This is a genomic window from Paraburkholderia aspalathi (assembly GCF_900116445.1).
Taxonomy (GTDB): Bacteria; Pseudomonadota; Gammaproteobacteria; order Burkholderiales; family Burkholderiaceae; genus Paraburkholderia; species Paraburkholderia aspalathi.
In genome coordinates this window covers 135,184-152,768 of the sequence record NZ_FPBH01000008.1, presented here as the reverse complement: position 1 = coordinate 152,768, position 17,585 = coordinate 135,184, and the positions used below count along the sequence as shown (strand labels likewise).

The window sequence follows — 17,585 nt, the reverse complement described above, 5'->3', positions numbered from 1 at the left end:
CTCACCCTTTGATCGCGCCTGTGCGTGGCACGATCTGGGCCTTCGTGCTTTTGCCTTCATAGCGCGTCGAAGTGGTCAGGTAAGGATCGACGGTGCCCTTGGTGACGAATTTCAGACCGGTGTTGATATTGGCCGGCCCAACGAGCCCGCCGGATGAAAGAAAGATGAAGGCCTCCAGCACCGTATAAAAACCCTGTACATAGGGTTGCTGGTCGATCGTGAAGTCCAGGAATCCTTCGTGGATCAGATCGACCGTGCGCGGCAACAGATCAAAGCCCCCGCCGTGCACACCTTTGGCGGGCAAATTGGATTCTTTCATCACCTCGGCAACGCCTTGGGTGCTGCCCGCATCCACGGCAAACATGCCTTTGAGATCCTGGTGGCCGAGAAAGAAGGACTTGATCTTCGATAGTTCTTCGTTGACGGTCGCACCGGTTGCGATGGTCTGCACGTCGATCTTCTTGCCCGATTTCTTGATGGCGGCCGCTGCGCCGTCAAGCCGGGGCTGAATGTTGAGCTGGCCGGGCGTGGCGATAAAGAGCGCGACGAGGCCGCTGTCGATGAGGCTGACAATTCGCTCGCCCATCTGGTAGCCGGACAGATAAAGATCCTGACCGATATAGGCAAGGCGCGGATTCGTCGAACCCGAGGGCGCGTCAGCGTTGTAGGCGAACACGGGAATGCCGGCGTCGAGCGCGGCCTGGATGGGCTTGTCGAACGCTTTGGGATCGACGATCGGTACGGCGATCGCGTCAGCTTTGCCGGCAATCGCGGCGTTGACCGCGTTCACCATTTCGCCGATGTCGGCATTGGCCGAGCCGGTCCATTGATAGTCCATGCCCAGCAACGCGGTCGCATCCTGAATGCCGTATTGCGTGGGAACGAAGAACGGATTCGTTGTGACGTGGTTGACGAATACGATCTTCCACCGTTTGTGCGCTGGGAACGATCCGGCTTCAGCCGCCTGCGCCGGTGTGATCATTCCACCCATCAGCGCCAATGCTGCGGACAGGCCCGCGCCCTGCAGCAAGCCGCGACGCATGCCTTGCACTTCGTCCTTTTGGTTTCTTTGGTCCGTTTGGTCTTTGTCTTCCTTCGCTTGCGCCATCTCAGTCTCCCGTCTCTCAGTTGTTGAACACTTCAATGTCCATGACGGCGCAAGCAGGAAAAGCCCCGGCAAGAACAGCACCGGAGCCGGGAATCATTCCTTTCATGAAACCCACGTGCACGCGCGTACGCATGACTACCCTCCAGAAAATGCTATATCACGCCCTATTGCCTACTAATCGATGTATACCCTTAACTAGTCGGACTAATTAAATTTTTGCGGTGCAGCGCAGTGCTCTGTATTCGCGTCCCGCCGTGCTGCGCAACACAATGACAGGATGGGCCTCACTCGCCAGCCACAGGTCGTGCGTTGTCGAAATGATCTGAACGATAGGCCACTTTAATAGTATTACTATCCAGTTAGCATCTGGAAGGAAAGAGACAGGAAGAACGAAGCGCTTCGCTCAATGGTTGGGCTCAGCCGACCCGTTCGTATCAGGGTTCTGTTTGAAACTGGCTGCCGGTTTCCAGAACGCGCTCGGCGTCTACGCGCGCATTGTCGAGCTGGACCAGACTTGCATGTCGCGCGCCCAACGGGTCACGACTCTGGATTGCAGTAAGAATCGCCTTGTGCCGCGGCAACGAAAGCGCGTGCGTGTCGGGATGACGACTCGTCAGCTTGATCGATTCCGTCAGGGCAAGCGAGAGCATGTTGCCGATATAGGCCAGCAGGTCGTTGTGAGTAGCCGCCATGATGGCGCGGTGAAACTCGAGGTCGGGATCCAGTAGCGCGCTTGCGGTTTCGGCGCGCTCCATCTGATCGTAAGCCGATGCAATACGCGCAAGATCGTCGCTAGTTGCAGCCGTGGCGGCGAGCGCCGCTGCCGCGGGTTCGATCACGCGGCGTACGGTCAGGAGTGAGCTGAAGAATTCGCCTTCCGGAACACTGTTGATCGTCCAGAACAGGACATCGGGGTCAAGCATGTGCCATTCCGCGCGAGGCTTCACAACACTGCCTACACGCGTTTTCGACACGACCAGCCCTTTCGCCACGAGCACACGGGTGGCCTCGCGCAGCACGGGGCGGCTAACGCCGTACCGCTCACACAGGTCGGCCTCTGCAGGCAAGCGCTGGCCCGGCTGCAGCTTGCCGCCGACGATATCCATGCCGAGCTCCTGCACGATGCGGCCATGCAGGCTCTTGCGCTGCTGCAGATGACGATAGTCCATGGTCAACGATCGCGGTCGTGTCCGGCTCAGTTTTTGCGCCGACCGGTGCGGCGTTCTGAATGGCACTTACCTCGTCGTCGACACGGATAGAGCTGGGTAGCGTGGAGATACTTGCCGGTCCAAGCATAGCACGCGACATTTGGCGCTAATCGAGTCCAGCTCGATTGGCTAGTGCCCGGCTAGCAGGACATTGGCAATGACACCCGTCGCGATGGCGGCGAGTACATAGTCCCCGTTCACGCCGACCCATTGATACCCGCGCGGCGGCGCTTGCAGGCCGTGTTCGTGCCAGTTGTCGACAACGTAATTACGGTCGCGATACTCCGTCGGAAGCCGCTCACCCTTGTGCCAGTCGTTGTGAGGAACGGGACCGCCCGGCCCTCCTAAAGACGCATCGTGCGGCGCAGGGCCGCGGCCATGTCCATGCTGGTCCCCGTGACCCGGATTCGGTCGGTCGTGCGAAGGCTGGCCGTGGCCGTGATTGTCGTCATGCTGCTGCGCAAAGACGGCTGTGGACGTGCCGAGTAACGAAATGATTAAAAGTGGTGCGGCGATTGTCAACTTCATGGCTTTGCCTCTGAGAGAATGACGCGATAACAGCGTGGCGCTCGAAGCTCTGTCTGCCGTGAAACGCCTGCTGCGTGTCAATTACATGGCTACGCGACGTAGTTCGCTCATCAACGCTCACCACGTCCGCGCTGGCAGATAATGTCATAAGAATGCCTGTTCGCCAAAACCGCGCCTGGTGGCTTCACGGATTCGCGTTGCGTGACACAGTGGCGTCATCGGAACGTGTGCTGACGGCGCTAGCCGAGTTGGCTCTGAAGTTTACTTTCCTTACTGTTCGATTTGCCCCGCTGCAATGTCCTCGAGCGATCTTCCGCGTGTCGGCACTCCCATGAGTAGCACGGCCATCGCACCCGTCAGCAGCACCAGCGTTGTCGCGCCGAACACTCCGCCAAAGCCCAGTTTCGGATAGACGTACCCAACGAGGATAGGCGCAGCAATCGCGCCCAGCCGGCCCACTGACGAAGCGAGCCCGGTGCCCGTTGCGCGCACGTCGGTGGGAAACACCTCGGGCGTATAGGCGTAAACGCCCGCATAGGTGCCGTTCATGAAGAACGACAGCAGGATTCCCGACACCATGATGCCGGCATCCGTACCCGTCAACGCAAGCCCAAGCGCCGATACGCCGCCCAAGATCATGTATGACGCGATCGTCGCCTGCCGGCCGATCTTCTCGTTAAGCCACGCGCCTGAAAAATATCCCGGGATCTGGGCAAGGTAAATCACGAGCGAATACGAAAAACTCCGCGTGATCGTCATCCCGTTCTGAACCAGCAAGCCGGGAATCCACGTGAAAAAAGCGTAGTAGCTAAACGTGATGGATAGCCACATCAGCCACGTCATGGCTGTGATGCGCGCGAGCTTCGTCGCCCACAACGCCTTGACGTTCGCGACGATCGAGGCTCGTCCGGCTGCGAGCGGAACGGTTCCGTCGCGCACCGGAGACAGCGGCTCCAATTGTATGCCCGCTTGAGTGACCTCCGCCTCCATCCTCGACACGATCGCATCGGCTTCCGCATGCCGGTCACGCGCCTCGAGCCAGCGTGGCGACTCGGGCAACGCACGGCGCCACCACAGCAGCATCAGAATGGGCAGCGCGGTGATGACCATCACGGCGCGCCATGCATTGGGCGCGAGCGGGATCACCAGATAGCCGAGCAGTGCAGCCGCCACGAAGCCGAAGGAGAAAAACCCTGCGAGGCTGCCCGTGAAACTCCCGCGATACCGCCGCGCGACGAACTCGGAGAGAAACGGCGCGACGATGGCGCTCTCCGCGCCCGTCCCCAAGCCGGCGACGATCCGCGTCGCGAGAAAAAATCCCCAGTCGTTCGCGAATGCACTGGCTAGCGACGCGACGCAGTAAATCACAAGCGCATACATCATGACCTTGCGCCGGCCGATGACATCGCCGAGCATGCCCGCCAGCATCGCGCCGACGAAATAGCCGATGAACGTGCCGCTTCCCAGTACGCCCGTCTGTACGCTCGTCAGCCCCCATTGCGTGCGCAACACGGGCAGCAGGAAAGCGAGCACGGCGGCGTCCATCGCATCGAAGGTGTAGCCGAGGCCGCCCATCAATAGCAGACGGCGGTGAAAAGCTGAAAACGGCAAGCGCTCGATGCGGGCGGAAATCATCGTCATGAACAGGCTCCGATAGGGACTGTGGGGCACCGCGGACGAGCGTACTACGGTCAATATCTTTCGAGTTCGTTGACGAAGAGCCGGCCATCCTTCATCACGAGAGGAATGTGCTCACCTTGGCCCAACAGGCAATCGACGGACTTCAGAGGATTGCCGTCGACCACCAGCACATCGGCATGGGCACCCGGCATGATTCTGCCGAGCTTGTCCTGCATGCCCAGCACTTCCGCGCCAACCAGGGTCGCGCTTGCGATCACCTCGGCTGGAGAGAGAACCTCGGCCAGGATCCGGAATTCATCGCTTTGCAGACGCTGTGCCTCCCCGAGCAAATCCGTACCGAAGCCCATCTTGACCCCGGCGCGCTTCATGATTTCAATCGAGTGCATGCCGGCGCCGTGTACGTCCGCGACCTTGGCGATACTTTCCGGCGGCAAGCCATACTTCTCGCCTTCGCTTGCAAGGGCGTCGTAAGTAACAAGGGTTGGCACAACATACGCGCCATGCTCCGCAACGAGGCGGGCCGTCTCATCGTCAATCAGATTGCCGTGTTCGATCGTGCGCACGCCACAGCGCACTGCGCGCGCGATCGCCGCAGCCGTATAGGCGTGAGCGAGCACATAGGTGCCGCGCCCCTGAGCTTCCGCTACGATCGCGCGGATCTCGTCTTCGGAGTAACCGAATGCGCCGACAGGATCGGTCGGTGAAGCAACGCCGCCCGACGCCATGATCTTGATCTGGTCGGCGCCCATCTGCAGTTCCTCGCGCACGGCCCGGCGCACTTCATCGACGCCGTCCGCCACGCGGCCCAGCGCACCCACACGCACGCAGCATCCGCAGGGTGAATCGGGCGGCATGTAGTCAGAGCGGGCGCGCGGATCGGCGTGGCCACCGGTCTGGCTTAACGCGCGGCCGGACACGAAGAGGCGCGGGCCTTCGATCAGCCCTGACTCGACCGCCTGCTTGAATGGATACCCGGCACCCCCTGCGTCGCGCACGGTGGTGAAGCCGCGGCGCAGCATCGCACGCATGATCGGCACGGCGCGCAGCGTCACCAGCACGTTGGGTAGTGTCGCCACGCGCGGCAGGTTGAACTCGATCGCGACGACATGCACATGCAGATCGATCAAACCCGGCATGATCGTTTTGCCTTTGACGTCAATCACGCGCGCACTGCCGCTCTTTATCGGCTTGTCGGAAACCTCGCGGACGAAACCATCCTCGATGAGGACTTCGAAGCCTTCTAAAAGATCAGGATGGGTAGGGTCGAGCAGTGCGCCGTTACGTAGGAGGAAGGTGGTCAACGGTTGTCTCCTTCAGGTTTCGATCGCAGCGCCCGGCGTCCGGAACTCACCTCGGGTATGCAGGCGGGCGTGTGGAAGCATATGGAAGCGCTGCCAGAATATTCACCGGAATCAGTGTGACACGCATCACGTCTGTGCGCTAACGAACACGTTGTGCGAAGCGGCACGCAATTGCCGCTCAACGGGTCATGCTGCGCCGCGACGGTTTCACGAAGGTAGCGTAAAAATCCCGAAAAATTTTTTCCCAAATATTGATCTATTGGACAACTCAGCATTAAGATGAGTGCCATGGCGCGCGACATGTCACCCGAACGCAAGGTGACAGCCTGCAGTAGCCATCCCGAATCGATCCTGCTCGCGTAGCGAGGCCAACGGATCAGGTTCCCAGCAAAGCAGGATTGGCCAGGAGACGGAGATGCTCAGTCCGCATGAATTCGCGACCCTCATGCTGCTCAAGGATGCACCGGATTGGCTGAGTCTGGACGGTGCCGATCTGGAAGCGCTTCTGGACCGTCAGCTCGTCACGCTGGAGAACCTCCCTTCCGGGCAACAGCGCCCTCTCATTACTCACGACGGACAGATGTTTCTGAAGGCTGCCGCTCGCATCCTGAACGACGAATGACACGTATCGCTTGATCTGTTTCACAGTCAAGGAGTGTTCCGTGGCCGAATCGTGGACAGGAATCGTTGTGGGGCTGTGTGGGTTGAGCGCCGCCGTGCTGCTGGTCGCCGTTCACTATTGGCGCGAAATGACGCGACGGCGCAAACTTAGCCGGATGGACCATCGCGATTGCTGGGAAGTGATGCGCGACAGGCGCTGATGGCAAGCGCAAGTCGCTAACGAAAAATGTCTGCAGTCCTGTTGCGCAGAATGTTAGAGGTCGAAAGTGCCTCGATACTTCTCGTCGGCATCTGAACGGGTATTGATTTCGACGAGAACGCCGCCCGGTACTTCACAGAAAAATCGCGAGCCGCGTTCATGCTTGAACACGCCGGTTTTCATCACGACGTCTGCTGCAAGCATCTCGTCATAGAGCGTGCGAACATCGTCGAGGGTCGCCAGTTCAAAGCCGATGTGAAAGTTATGCGGCCACGCGACCGGATGATCAGCGGCGTCATCGATCACGATATCGAATCCAGGACGTTTCAGAAGCCAGCTCGCGCCGCGCCCGGCGACGGTACAGCCTAGATGAGCCTCGAAGAAAGTAGCGGTGGCGCTCACATCGGACGAGGGGAAGCTCACGTGGTTGAGCTTCATGGTGGTGGTGATATGAGTCATGTCGATCTCCGTTGAGTTGGATCGCTCGTTGCGTTCCATACGGAGAATGTTACGAGTAAAAGCTCGCGTTCAATACTCGCGTCACCGCCTTCACATCGACAGCCGCTCAGCCCCGTCCTACGGGCGTTTCAGCCCGCGTGCCGCCGACTTGCGTACAGCTTGCTCGCGTTTGCTCACGGATTGCGGTGTGTCTTCGGCAGGCGAATCGCCATTGCGTCCCGCACTCGACATCATCGTCAGATAGCCCAATACGGCGGCCGTCACGCGGCGAGTGAGTCCAGTCGTGTCCGTTTCCTCGCGCTCGCCGGCGGCATCGACGAGTCCACGGACGATCGCCATCAGATCGCTCGCGGCGACAGCCACGTCGTCTTGCGGTGGCAAACCGTCACGCACGAGGATCTCCAATAGCACGCTGCGCACCGATCCGGTGCTGGCCAGCGCCATGCGCAGTTGCGGCCTGCTCTCCTCGACGTCGAGTAGCCGTGCAAGCGTAGGCCTCGCGAACTGCTGCCGAACTGAGACGCCGATCAGATGCGTGAGCGCGATCGGTCCGCTCGGGTGATCGAGAGCAACCAGCGCATCGCGATAGAAGCGTTCGCTTTCACGCTGCATCAGCGCGATCGTCAACGCATCCTTACTCGGAAAGTATTGATACAGCGAACCAATGCTGACGCCAGCGCGTTCCGCGACCGCGTTCGTATTGAACCCTTCGAGTCCCTTCGTTTCAAGCACCTGTGCAGCCGCTTCGAGCAAGGTGGCGACCATGCGTTCTGAACGGGGCTGGCTGGGCGCTCTGCGCGGTTTGAGTGGCGATGGAGTCGGCTGTCGAGGCATACGGCAATCAGGTGGTTGGGTGGCAACGAATGTTTCGATCGGGAGACGGTCGTCCGGCTCGATGTGGGAGCAAGCTTGCCACAAAGTCATCACGTCGGTCGAAGTCGACGCCAGCGGCAAGAAGTGGCGTGCCGCGCTCCGGATGACTTCATGCATCTGCATGGGTCGTCATGCACGCCATTCATGTCGTTCATTTTTGTCCTGAATTTGACCGGCCTTTACCTCGGCCATATTGTGCGGACATGCCTGCCCCGTTCGCATCGTCGTACCTGCCGATCTGTGTTGTCGAGAGGCGGGATCTCCAACACTGTGATCTGCGAAATGCCATGAATCCTGACGCAACAGCTACGCTTGCTCCCCTATCCAATCTGCGTCCAACCAGCAAGGTTCGCCGCGCGGTGACGACTGCAGTGCTCGGCCAGATTCTCGAGTGGTACGACTTTTTTCTCTATGGAACCGCCGCCGCGCTGGTGTTCGGCCACCTGTTCTTTCCCATCGGTACCGATCCGCTGACCGGGACGATTGCGGCGTTCGGCGGCTTTACGGTCGGCTTCATCGCCCGTCCGATTGGCGGCGTGCTGTGCGGCCACATCGGCGACCGGTACGGCCGCAAGACGGTCATGATGCTCACGCTGTTGATGATGGGCAGCGCGACCGTCTGCATGGGTCTCCTGCCGACCTATCAGCAAATCGGCATCGCGGCCCCCATCTTGCTGGTCCTGCTGCGCATCTTGCAGGGTCTTGCTGCGGGTGGGGAATGGAGCGGCAGTATTCTGCTCATCCATGAAAACGCGCCCGCGTCGAAACGCGGTGCGCTGTCTGCATGGAGTCCCTGCGGCGCCGCATTCGGCTTCGTTCTTTCCACTGCTGCGTTTCTGCTCGTCCAGACGCTGTCGTCTTCCGACTTTCTGAGTTGGGGCTGGCGCGTGCCGTTCCTGTGCAGCGCCGTGTTAGTCGCGCTCGGGCTGTGGATGCGCCGCTCCGTCGACGAAAGCGCCGAGTTCGCCGAGGTCAAAGCCGCGCGCCGCGACAGCCGCATGCCGATTATCGAAGTGCTTCGCCAATGTCCGCGTCAGGTGCTGACTGTTTTCGGCCTGCGCTTTGGCGAAGGCGCTGCGTCGTACATCTTCTTTGCTTTTTCGATTGCCTACGGCCGGTTTGTCGGCCTGCCATCGAGCTGGATTTTGGGTGGATTGACCGTATCGATGCTGTTGATGATCCCCGTTTCGCTCTTGATGGGCCACGTGACGGACAAAATCGGCCGCAAGCCGGTTTATCTCGCCGGCGCGATTGCAATGGTGCTGGTCGCCTACCCTTACTTCGTGCTGCTCGGCTCGGGCGTGCTGTGGAAAGTCATCCTGGCGCTCGTCCTCGCCAACAGCATCACACTGGGCATCCTCGAAGGCGCTCAGCCAGCTTTCATCAGCGAATTGTTGCCCGTCCATCTACGTTTCTCGGGCCTTGGCATCGGCCGCGAGATGTCGTCCGTACTCGGCGGCGGCCTGTCGCCGATGATCGCGACCGCACTGCTCGCTCACTACCGTAGCGCCACGCCAGTCGTCATTTACCTCGTTGTTCTCGGACTGATCACTGTGCTCGCGACCTGTCTTGCGCCTGAGACTTTCCCGAAGGCTCTGAGACTTCAGGCGAAAGAAAGCGCTTAACACCGTCAAGCGGCAGCGCTGTGGCGCCGCCGCACCAGACGGATCGATCATTCAATTCCGACACCCTGCCATCATGCAAAGCCTTCAAAGTGCCAGCCTTCCGACGCACGCCTATGAACCTCGCGTCGTCGATCAAGCCGATCCGTATCCGGAGTACGCGGGTCCCCTTTCCCTCGATGTTCTGATCGAGGAAATCGAGCGACGAAGAGACGAGTTCGATCAGCTCTCGCATGTTCCGCGCGACATGATCGCGAAGATGAAACGCGCAGGTATTTTTCGCGCAAGTACGCCGCGCCGCTTTGGTGGAGACGCGCTGCCGCCGCCACAGTTTCTGCACATGCTCGAGCGCATCGCAATCGCCGACGGGTCGACCGCGTGGGTCGCCGCGTTCGGGTCGGCGAATACCTATCTCGCGTCGCTCCCAATCGAAACGCAGCAGCACATCTATGCGAAAGGACCGGACCAGGTTTTTGCCGGCGGACTCTACCCGTTGCAACCGGCCGCAAAAGTGCCGGGTGGTTTCATGGTCAGCGGCCAATGGCGATTTGCAAGCGGCTGCAAGGGCGCGGACTGGATCGGAGTAGGGATCGGCGGCACGCCCGCCAATTCGGGTGACACTGGTGCAGGGAAACCGTTCACCGCTGTCTTCCCCGCGCACGAGGTCGAGATCGTTGAGAACTGGAACGTGGTCGGTATGCAGGGCACCGGCAGCCACGATCTGCGACTTCGCGACAAATTCGTCGACGAGCAATGGACATTCGTTCGCGGCGGCCAGGCGCTGATCGACGAACCGCTCTACCGCTATCCCGCCGTTGCGTATCAGGCGCAAGTGCACGCCGCCGTCAACGTCGGCCTCGCGCGTGCAGCGCTCGATCTGCTGACCGACATGTCCGGATCGACTAAAACCACCACCGGCGCCCCGCGTCTTGCAGACCGCGGTTACTACCGCTCCGGTCTTGCGAAAGCGGAGGCCAACTGGCGCAGTGCTCGCGCGTTCTTCTACGAGTCTGCCGAGTCGGCGTGGCAGACCATCATCGCCGGCGATCCTGTGACACAGCATCAGGCCAATCTGATGCGCCTCAGCGCGACTCACGCCGCACAAGTGTGCGCCGAGGTCGTGATGCAGGCGTATCAGTTGGCGGGCATCGCGGCGATCTACCGCGAGAATCGGCTGCAGCGATTGGTGCGCGACTCAATTGTCGTGACACAGCATGCGTTCCTTGGAGAAGGCACCTACGACGCATCGGGCGCGCTGTTTGCCGGGATCGCGCCGGTAACGCCGTATCCCTGATACGAGGACAATCATGACGATCGACGACACCAAACGGCGTTTCCGCGATGCGATGGCGTGCCTGCCCGCGGCCGTCAACATCATCACCACAGATGGCCCGAGCGGACGGTGCGGGATTACCGCAAGCGCAGTCTGTTCCGTGACAGATGCGCCGCCAACGATGCTCGTTTGTATCAATCAGGCCAGTTACGTACACGATGTTCTGCATCACAACCGGAATGTGTGCATCAATGTGCTGGCGGCGGAATGCCAGGACGTCGCGCGTGATTTCGCGGGCATGACAGCCTGTTCGATGGACGAGCGATTCGCACGTCACGCATGGACGATCGGACATCAGTCAGCCCCGGTCCTCTCGCATGCGATTGCAAGTCTCGAAGGCGAGATTGTCGACCTCAAGAGTGTCGGCTCGCATTCAGTCATGTTTGTAGAAATCGGGCATATCTCGACCAGAGCGGAAGGCGACGGACTGATCTACTTTGGCCGGCAGTTCCACCGCCTTGTGCGGCCGGAAGCAACGGCGCAGTCCGTCGTAGCAAGCGCTGCGAGGTGAACGTGGAAGTCTGCCTGTTTCTTATCGGCTACAGCAATGGCATGCATCCGGAGCCGCGCGACATCGATATATCGTTGATTCAAGCGGTGTCCCAGAACGTGGAAGGACTGCGGCGCTTCGTGATCCATCGCTCTGAGGAGTCGACGAATGGCGATCCTCAGTCAAAAGAACATGCTTTGAAGCCACGCTGGGTGCTGCAGTGGTATTTCGACGATCTCGATCCTGCCGAAGCGGTCCTTCAACACGGCGGTACCGCACACACGATCGTGGAGCAAGCGATAGACGCCACCCAGGACCGCCTTGCAGTCGCGCAGCAACTCATGGCGGTGAGAAAATTTGCTACGCCGAATGCCCGCGGCATTGGAGATCCGTCTGAGAAATGCACGTATCTCGTCGGCTATGAAGGAGAAGCCCAGAATTTCAATGCGTGGTTGACGCACTATCTGAAGCATCATCCTCCGCTCATGGCACAGCTGCCCGGCATTCGTGAGCTGGAAATCTATACGCGGGTCGACTATCGGACCGGTTTAGATATTCCGCAAGCAACCGCCATGCAGCGGAACAAAGTGGTCTTCGACGATCCCGCGGCGCTGGCCGCAGCGTTGGCCTCGCCGGTACGTGCGCAGATGAAGCAGGATTTCGACGCATTCCCGCCATACAGCGGACCGGCCTCGCATTTCCCTATGCACAGCATTTACGGTAACCTGCAGCGGACGTAAAGCCGGACGCGGATAGCCCTAAGCAGCAGGCGGCTGTCAGGTCCCGCTCTGCGGACCGGATACTGTCGCACCGAAAGTTGCGCGTCCGTTTTAACAGCCAGAGCCTGACGCAACGCGATCGTCAGACTCCTTCACTGCCGCGATCCGAACGTCATGACAAAGTCGCACTCTGGCATTACGGATTTGAATCTGCTGCGCGTGTTTCTGGCCATTTCGGATCTACGCAGCCTGACCGCCGCGGGAGAACGGCTCGGGCTCACGCAACCTGCGGTCAGCCACGCGCTCCGTCGACTGCGTGGCTTATTCGACGACCCGCTCTTTGTGCGCACGCCCAGCGGCATGGTGCCCACAGATGCGGCACTGCGTTTGCACGCACCGCTCACGCAGGCGTTCGAGATCATCAACGGCGCCGTGCAGCAGCTCGCGAAATTCGACCCCGCTACGACGACACGCGTGTTCCGCGTGTCGATGTCGGATATGTCGGAGTACTTTTTCCTGCCGCCGCTGCTCTCGATGCTCGACCGTACTGCGCGCGGTATCCGGATCGAGATTGCGAATGTCTCCGTCGACTCAGTGAGTGCCGCGATGCGCAGCGGTGAAATCGATCTCGCGCTCGGTTACGTTCCGGGTCTGGATTCAGGTTGCGTGAGCAGGACGCTATTTTTCGACGAACACGTTTGCGTTGTGCGGGCGGGTCACCCTTTGCGCAAGCTGAAACCAACCAAGGAAGACCTCGCGGGCTTGCGCTACGTCTATGCGAGTACAAACGCAACTGGACACCGGATGGTCGAGCAATGGCTGGAGGAATTGAATCTGCGCCGGGATATCGTGCTGCGCCTGCCTCATTTTGTCGTTGCGCCGGAGATCGTTCAGAACACCGATCTCGCCGTCATTTTCCCAAGAAGCATTGCTCAGCGCTTTAACCGCAACAAGTCCTTCCGCATCCTCCCGCTGCCCTTCTCGTTGCCACCCATTGAAATTCAGGTCCATTGCCACGCGCAGTTTTCGGCGGACCCGGGAATCGCCTGGCTGGTCGACGCCATCTACGATATGTTTCATCAGGCCGATTGACCGGAATTGCTCGGACGGCGCTAGTGCCCCGCGCGCAATCTTGCCGACGCTGACTCGAGATCACGCCAGGCCGGCTGCCCCGGCGCGTAGCGCGCGCGGATATACGACGCGAGTTCGGCCATCTGCTTGTCGTCGAATACATCACCGAAGCCGGGCATGTAGCCCAGCGACTCCGTCGCGGGCTGATCGATCCCATGTTGCAACACATGCAGAAGATTGTCCGGTGAGGCCTGGGCAACGCTCGTGTTCAAGCCCATCAACGGGCGCACGCCGAAATGGCCAACGCCGCCTGATTCCGCATGACACACCGCGCACGATGCTTCGAAAATGCGGCGGCCGTTTTCGAAGCCAAGTGTCGTCGTCGAATTCGCGTCTGTAGCAATCGCCCGCGTGGCCGCAGCACGGGCGGACACCTCCGCGTCAACGGGTGGCGACAACGACGCGACGTAGTGAGCCATCGCACGTACGTCCGATTCCGGCAGCGTAGCGAGTCCGGCGACGACCGGCGCCATCGGCCCCGCCGCCACACCGTGTTCTGCAGAAAAGCCCGTGCGCAAATAGTCGAACAGCGCAGCCTCGGACCACGGCACCGGCGACGCACGCGAAGCCACCAGCGACGGCGCGTCCCAGCCTTCCGCGCTCCCTCCCGACAGATACGCAAAACCACCCTTCTCCGCGCCGATCGCATTGCGCCGTGTATGGCACGCGCCGCAATGCCCCGCGCCGTCGACCAGATACTTGCCGCGATTCCACTGCGCCGAGCGCGTCTCGTCGGGGACGAACGGACGTGTGTCATGAAACAGCCAATTCCAGCCGGCCACCAGCCGTCTTTGATTGAGCGGGAATGGCAAGTTCGTTTTCGGTGGCGCGTTTTTGACCGGCTCTTGCGACATCAGATATGCGTAGAGCGCCATCATGTCGGACTCGCTCATCCTGGCGAACGCGGTGTATGGAAACGCCGGATAAAGATGCGAGCCGTCGCGCGCAATACCTTCACGCATCGCCCGCGCGAACGCTTCGTACGACCAGGTGCCGATACCGGTCTGCGCATCGGGCGTGAGGTTGGTCGAATAGACAGTGCCGAACGGCGTGTCGAGCGCGAAGCCGCCAGCATTGGTCTTGCCGCCCGGCGCGGTGTGGCAGACCGCGCAATCACCCGCGGCGGCGATCTGACGACCGCGTCCGAGCGTGGCCGGCGACCACAGCGAAGTATCGACGGAGGCAATCGGTGCGATCGGCGCCGGCCCCGGCAGGACCGAGCAGGCGAGGCCGATCAAACCGCCCATCACGCCACCGATACCGCCCCCGGCCAACCAGCGCCGCCAACGCGACGGACGACGTGTTTGCGCAGGCGCCTCAGCCAACACAGCGGAAGGTGCTTCAGTCAACGCGCGGCGGATGCGCTCCGCGTCGAACGGGGGTGCACGGAAACGCACGCCGGTTGCGTCGAACAAGGCGTTCGCAATCGCGGCTGCGGCGGGCGCGGCAGCACGCTCTATCGTGTCGGCCTCCGCGCTCGTCAAGGTCCGCGCCGTCCCGGCAGTCGGCTCGTTCAGCGCGCTTCCCACCACGCTCAGTTCATGCGACACCGCGGCATCGCCGTTTGCAGAGCCGGTTTCATCGTGGGCTGACCGGGCAAGAAAGCGCACGCCGGTGGAGCGCTCGATCGCATCGGCCACCTGCCACGACGGCAAGCCCGAGACGCGCGCCGCACCCGGTTCGCCCGAACCACGGCCCGCGACCACGCGTCTGATCGCGACATCGCCAGTTTCACGATTCACGTCGACGTCCACGACCCACGCCGTCCAGCTGTCGGCACCCGGATTCGGCGCTCCCGTTGTGACACGCACAGGCAAACTGCCTTTCTTATCCGACGATCGCGGCACGCTGTGCTCAAGCGCTTCGCCGTCGAACGCGAAGCCGCGTCCGCGCACCCAGGGCGACGCCGGCTCAACCTGAGCTGCAAGCACCCCGCCCCAAGCGGCACGCTCGGTTACCATGCGGATCGTTTCGCGTGCGCCGCCGTCACGCTGCGCGTCGAGGTGCTGCAGGCGCAACGCGACCGGATCGCGTTTCAGCGCATGGGCGAGTTCATCGATGAACGATTCGCGGGCAAATGCGTGCGCCTGAACAGGAATTGTCCTGGCCGCAGAAGCTTCGACCGCCACGGACGTTTGAGCGTGCCGGTATACCAGCAAAGGCGCAGTAGGCTCGACATCGTCATCGCACGTGGAAACCTCTTCGTGCTCCAGACGCGCACGGTATTGCCACGTTGTCATCGTGCCGTTGCGCTCGTGGCCGGTCTCGACCATCAGGTCCGCATAGGCCATAGCGGCTGCGTCGCCCGTTCTCGTTCGTACGGGCCATTGATACCGTTCCGACCGGTACAGCGCCGCACCGGACTTTTCGTTCCCGACAGACTGCGCACGCACAGACTCAAGCGCACGTTCATCATCACGCACCGCTACGAGGTCGTCACCGTTCTGATTCATGCGCACCTTCATGCCGCAGATATTGCGCAGCGCGACGCACCGCGTTGACGATCTCGAAGTGCGTGCCGCATCGGCACAGATTGAAGCGCAGCGCGTCGCGGATCGCGTCGTCGTCAGGCTCCGGGTTGCGTTCGAGGAGCGCCTTCGCGCTCATGATCATGCCGTTCAGGCAGTAGCCACACTGCGCCGCCTGTTCGTCGATGAATGCGCGCTGCACCGGGTGCAGCGCGTCGACCGTTCCAAGTCCTTCGAGGGTCGTGACTTCGCGCCCGATCGCAATGCTCGCGGGCACGACGCACGAACGCGTCGGCTGATCGTCGACGATCACCGTGCACGCGCCACACTGCCCGAGGCCGCAACCGTACTTCGGTCCATTCAGTTCGAAGTCGTTGCGCAGGATATACAGCAGCGGCGTATCCGGCGTGGCGCCCTGAACGGTACGACGAACGCCGTTGACGGTGAGCGTCAGCGGACCGGCGGGCGGACTCGAATGCGCCATATCTGAGCCTGTTCATAAATGAAAAGGGACGACCTTACAGCGGAAGCACGCGGCGTGCTATGGCGCCGGCGCCACGCGCTTCCATATCGCGTGCTTGCCACTCACACACTCAGGCCGAAGCGACCTCGGCGGCCGGCGACACGAGCGGCACGTTGAACACGTCATAGCCAAAAACCCAAGACGGGTCTTCATTCGTGCGCAGCCACGTGTTGTTGTGCGAGACCAGTTGCACCTTGGAGGCGCGCGTCGCACGGTTCGCTTCGTACAGCGCGAAGGCACCCGCGTAGTCGGTTGCGCCCACTTCGTCGAGGCAGCGCGTCAACATGGCTGCGTCTTCGATCGCCATTGCCGCGCCCTGCGCCATGTGCGGCTTCATCGGATGACATGCGTCGCCGAGCAGCACCAGACGGCCACGGCTCCACAACGGCAGCGGATCGCGTTCGAGCAAAGGCCATTTCGTAATGGACGGCGACACGTCGATCAGATTCTGCACGTCCGGATGAAAACCCGCGAACGCCTCGCGCATTTCTTCCCGGCTGCTTTCCATCATCGACACCCCCGTGGGCCACTCGGCCTGCGGCACGCCCGTGACGTAGTAGTACTCGTCACGCGCCTCGGTCACGTAGTAGACCATCATGTGACGGTCTTCCGACCACCACTTCACGCACATGTCATACGGTTTGTGGCCGAGCAACGACGCGGGGAAGACCGCGCGATGCGCGACATAGCCCGTATAGCGCGGCGGCTCCGAGCCCAGCAGGTGATCGCGGATCTTCGAGTTGACGCCGTCCGCGCCAATCACGATGTCGGCCGTCTCGACCGAACCGTCCGCGAAAGTCATGCGCACGTCGCTGCCGGTGTCCTCGACAGACTTCAGGCATTTGCCGAAGACGATCGTGCCGGGCGCAACCGCCTCGGTCATCAGCGCATGAAAGTCGCCACGATGGACCGTCAGATAGCTCGCGCCATAGGCCTTGAGCGCGTGATCGCCGAGCGGAATCTGCGAGATTGCTTCGGCCGTTTTCCAGTCACGGCTGTACCAGAAGTCGGGATGCGAGCCCATCAGGTTCAGAGCGTCTTCGCAGCCGATGCGACGCATGATCTTCATCACATTCGGCCCCAGGTGAATACCCGCACCCAGGCGTGAAAACGCCTGAGCCTGCTCGTAGAGCCTGACGTCATAACCGCTGCGTTGCAACAACGCGGCAGCCGCCGTGCCGCCGAGGCCTGCGCCGATAACGGCGATACGGGTTTTTCTCATGATGTTCTCCTGTTCGTGCGCCCGCCCAGCGACATGCTTCGACGGTCCGGTTGAGTTCGATTAAATGTAGCGTACACATTCGAAATTCTTTCGACAACAAAAATTTTACGTGCACTCGAACACCGAATTTGTCGCCTAT

Annotated in this window: 17 protein-coding genes; 7 read left to right on the top strand and 10 right to left on the bottom strand. The window is 61.1% G+C overall.

The features are described from left to right. Position 1: 1 nt before the first annotated feature. From BM438_RS15135 to BM438_RS15115, 5 genes are all read right to left on the bottom strand, one after another. Positions 2–1,042: a sugar ABC transporter substrate-binding protein gene (locus tag BM438_RS15135; RefSeq protein ID WP_211700927.1), complete on the bottom strand. Its 1,041-nt coding sequence runs from the start codon at positions 1,040–1,042 to the stop codon at positions 2–4. A gap of 500 nt (positions 1,043–1,542) precedes the next feature. Beyond that, positions 1,543–2,277 carry a FadR/GntR family transcriptional regulator gene (locus BM438_RS15130; RefSeq protein WP_093635036.1) on the bottom strand — a complete coding sequence of 245 codons (735 nt, stop codon included), beginning with the start codon at positions 2,275–2,277 and terminating at the stop codon, positions 1,543–1,545. A gap of 168 nt (positions 2,278–2,445) precedes the next feature. Continuing rightward, on the bottom strand, positions 2,446–2,844 hold the full coding sequence (locus BM438_RS15125; protein WP_093635035.1) for an RcnB family protein: 399 nt from the start codon (positions 2,842–2,844) through the stop codon (positions 2,446–2,448). A gap of 270 nt (positions 2,845–3,114) precedes the next feature. After that, a complete protein-coding gene (locus BM438_RS15120) occupies positions 3,115–4,485 on the bottom strand; it encodes an MFS transporter (protein WP_093635034.1) in 1,371 nt (456 codons plus the stop codon). A gap of 50 nt (positions 4,486–4,535) precedes the next feature. Continuing rightward, a complete protein-coding gene (locus BM438_RS15115) occupies positions 4,536–5,786 on the bottom strand; it encodes a metal-dependent hydrolase family protein (RefSeq protein ID WP_093635033.1) in 1,251 nt (416 codons plus the stop codon). Between the two features lie 415 nt (positions 5,787–6,201). Between BM438_RS15115 and BM438_RS15110 the strand changes: the two genes are divergently transcribed. Both BM438_RS15110 and BM438_RS45510 read left to right on the top strand, forming a co-directional pair. Then, positions 6,202–6,408 carry a hypothetical protein gene (locus tag BM438_RS15110; RefSeq protein WP_054034863.1) on the top strand — a complete coding sequence of 69 codons (207 nt, stop codon included), beginning with the start codon at positions 6,202–6,204 and terminating at the stop codon, positions 6,406–6,408. Between the two features lie 40 nt (positions 6,409–6,448). After that, positions 6,449–6,607 (top strand): hypothetical protein, encoded by a 159-nt coding sequence (locus tag BM438_RS45510; RefSeq protein ID WP_167378395.1) that lies wholly within the window; start codon positions 6,449–6,451, stop codon positions 6,605–6,607. A gap of 53 nt (positions 6,608–6,660) precedes the next feature. On the opposite strand, the gene BM438_RS15105 is transcribed toward BM438_RS45510, so the two are convergent. Both BM438_RS15105 and BM438_RS15100 read right to left on the bottom strand, forming a co-directional pair. After that, positions 6,661–7,065: a VOC family protein gene (locus BM438_RS15105; RefSeq protein WP_093635138.1), complete on the bottom strand. Its 405-nt coding sequence runs from the start codon at positions 7,063–7,065 to the stop codon at positions 6,661–6,663. A 117-nt stretch (positions 7,066–7,182) separates the two neighbouring features. Beyond that, complete coding sequence (locus tag BM438_RS15100) at positions 7,183–7,830, bottom strand: TetR/AcrR family transcriptional regulator (protein WP_244179371.1); 648 nt, start codon at positions 7,828–7,830, stop codon at positions 7,183–7,185. Between the two features lie 395 nt (positions 7,831–8,225). Here BM438_RS15100 and BM438_RS15095 point away from each other — a divergent pair, with 395 nt between their 5' ends. The 5 genes from BM438_RS15095 (at position 8,226) to BM438_RS15075 (ending at position 13,194) form a co-directional block, all read left to right on the top strand. Continuing rightward, on the top strand, positions 8,226–9,563 hold the full coding sequence (locus BM438_RS15095; RefSeq protein ID WP_093635032.1) for an MFS transporter: 1,338 nt from the start codon (positions 8,226–8,228) through the stop codon (positions 9,561–9,563). 73 nt (positions 9,564–9,636) lie between these two features. Then, a complete protein-coding gene (locus BM438_RS15090; protein WP_093635031.1) occupies positions 9,637–10,854 on the top strand; it encodes an acyl-CoA dehydrogenase family protein in 1,218 nt (405 codons plus the stop codon). Positions 10,855–10,867: 13 nt separating this feature from the next. Next, positions 10,868–11,404 (top strand): 4-hydroxyphenylacetate 3-monooxygenase, reductase component, encoded by a 537-nt coding sequence (gene hpaC, locus BM438_RS15085; protein WP_093635030.1) that lies wholly within the window; start codon positions 10,868–10,870, stop codon positions 11,402–11,404. A gap of 2 nt (positions 11,405–11,406) precedes the next feature. Further along, entirely contained in the window at positions 11,407–12,123 is a 717-nt protein-coding gene (locus BM438_RS15080; RefSeq protein ID WP_093635136.1) for an EthD family reductase, read from the top strand. A gap of 153 nt (positions 12,124–12,276) precedes the next feature. Beyond that, complete coding sequence (locus BM438_RS15075; protein ID WP_093635029.1) at positions 12,277–13,194, top strand: LysR family transcriptional regulator; 918 nt, start codon at positions 12,277–12,279, stop codon at positions 13,192–13,194. 20 nt (positions 13,195–13,214) lie between these two features. Here BM438_RS15075 and BM438_RS15070 read toward each other — a convergent pair whose 3' ends face one another. The 3 genes from BM438_RS15070 to BM438_RS15060 all read right to left on the bottom strand — a co-directional run bounded on the left by BM438_RS15070 (position 13,215) and on the right by BM438_RS15060 (position 17,446). Further along, the gene (locus BM438_RS15070; protein WP_093635028.1) at positions 13,215–15,686 is read right to left on the bottom strand and encodes a c-type cytochrome; all 2,472 of its coding nucleotides are present in this window, start codon (positions 15,684–15,686) and stop codon (positions 13,215–13,217) included. Next, positions 15,670–16,185, bottom strand: coding sequence for a (2Fe-2S)-binding protein (locus BM438_RS15065; protein WP_093635027.1), 516 nt, complete (start codon positions 16,183–16,185; stop codon positions 15,670–15,672). Before BM438_RS15065 ends, BM438_RS15070 begins: the two co-directional genes overlap by 17 nt. Before the next feature lie 109 nt (positions 16,186–16,294). Further along, a complete protein-coding gene (locus BM438_RS15060; RefSeq protein ID WP_093635026.1) occupies positions 16,295–17,446 on the bottom strand; it encodes an FAD-dependent monooxygenase in 1,152 nt (383 codons plus the stop codon). Positions 17,447–17,585 lie beyond the last annotated feature (139 nt).

Bases quoted from the DNA above. Each gene is read 5' to 3' on its own strand.
- BM438_RS15105 (WP_093635138.1), bottom strand. From the start codon at position 7,065: ATGACTCATATCACCACCACCATGAAGCTCAACCACGTGAGCTTCCCC.
- BM438_RS15070 (WP_093635028.1), bottom strand. From the start codon at position 15,686: ATGAATCAGAACGGTGACGACCTCGTAGCGGTGCGTGATGATGAACGT.
- hpaC (WP_093635030.1), top strand. From the start codon at position 10,868: ATGACGATCGACGACACCAAACGGCGTTTCCGCGATGCGATGGCGTGC.
- BM438_RS15060 (WP_093635026.1), bottom strand. From the start codon at position 17,446: ATGAGAAAAACCCGTATCGCCGTTATCGGCGCAGGCCTCGGCGGCACG.
- BM438_RS15095 (WP_093635032.1), top strand. From the start codon at position 8,226: ATGAATCCTGACGCAACAGCTACGCTTGCTCCCCTATCCAATCTGCGT.
- BM438_RS15090 (WP_093635031.1), top strand. From the start codon at position 9,637: ATGCAAAGCCTTCAAAGTGCCAGCCTTCCGACGCACGCCTATGAACCT.
- BM438_RS15125 (WP_093635035.1), bottom strand. From the start codon at position 2,844: ATGAAGTTGACAATCGCCGCACCACTTTTAATCATTTCGTTACTCGGC.
- BM438_RS15065 (WP_093635027.1), bottom strand. From the start codon at position 16,185: ATGGCGCATTCGAGTCCGCCCGCCGGTCCGCTGACGCTCACCGTCAAC.
- BM438_RS15135 (WP_211700927.1), bottom strand. From the start codon at position 1,042: ATGCGTCGCGGCTTGCTGCAGGGCGCGGGCCTGTCCGCAGCATTGGCG.
- BM438_RS15100 (WP_244179371.1), bottom strand. From the start codon at position 7,830: ATGGTCGCCACCTTGCTCGAAGCGGCTGCACAGGTGCTTGAAACGAAG.
- BM438_RS15110 (WP_054034863.1), top strand. From the start codon at position 6,202: ATGCTCAGTCCGCATGAATTCGCGACCCTCATGCTGCTCAAGGATGCA.
- BM438_RS15130 (WP_093635036.1), bottom strand. From the start codon at position 2,277: ATGGACTATCGTCATCTGCAGCAGCGCAAGAGCCTGCATGGCCGCATC.
- BM438_RS15120 (WP_093635034.1), bottom strand. From the start codon at position 4,485: ATGACGATGATTTCCGCCCGCATCGAGCGCTTGCCGTTTTCAGCTTTT.
- BM438_RS15075 (WP_093635029.1), top strand. From the start codon at position 12,277: ATGACAAAGTCGCACTCTGGCATTACGGATTTGAATCTGCTGCGCGTG.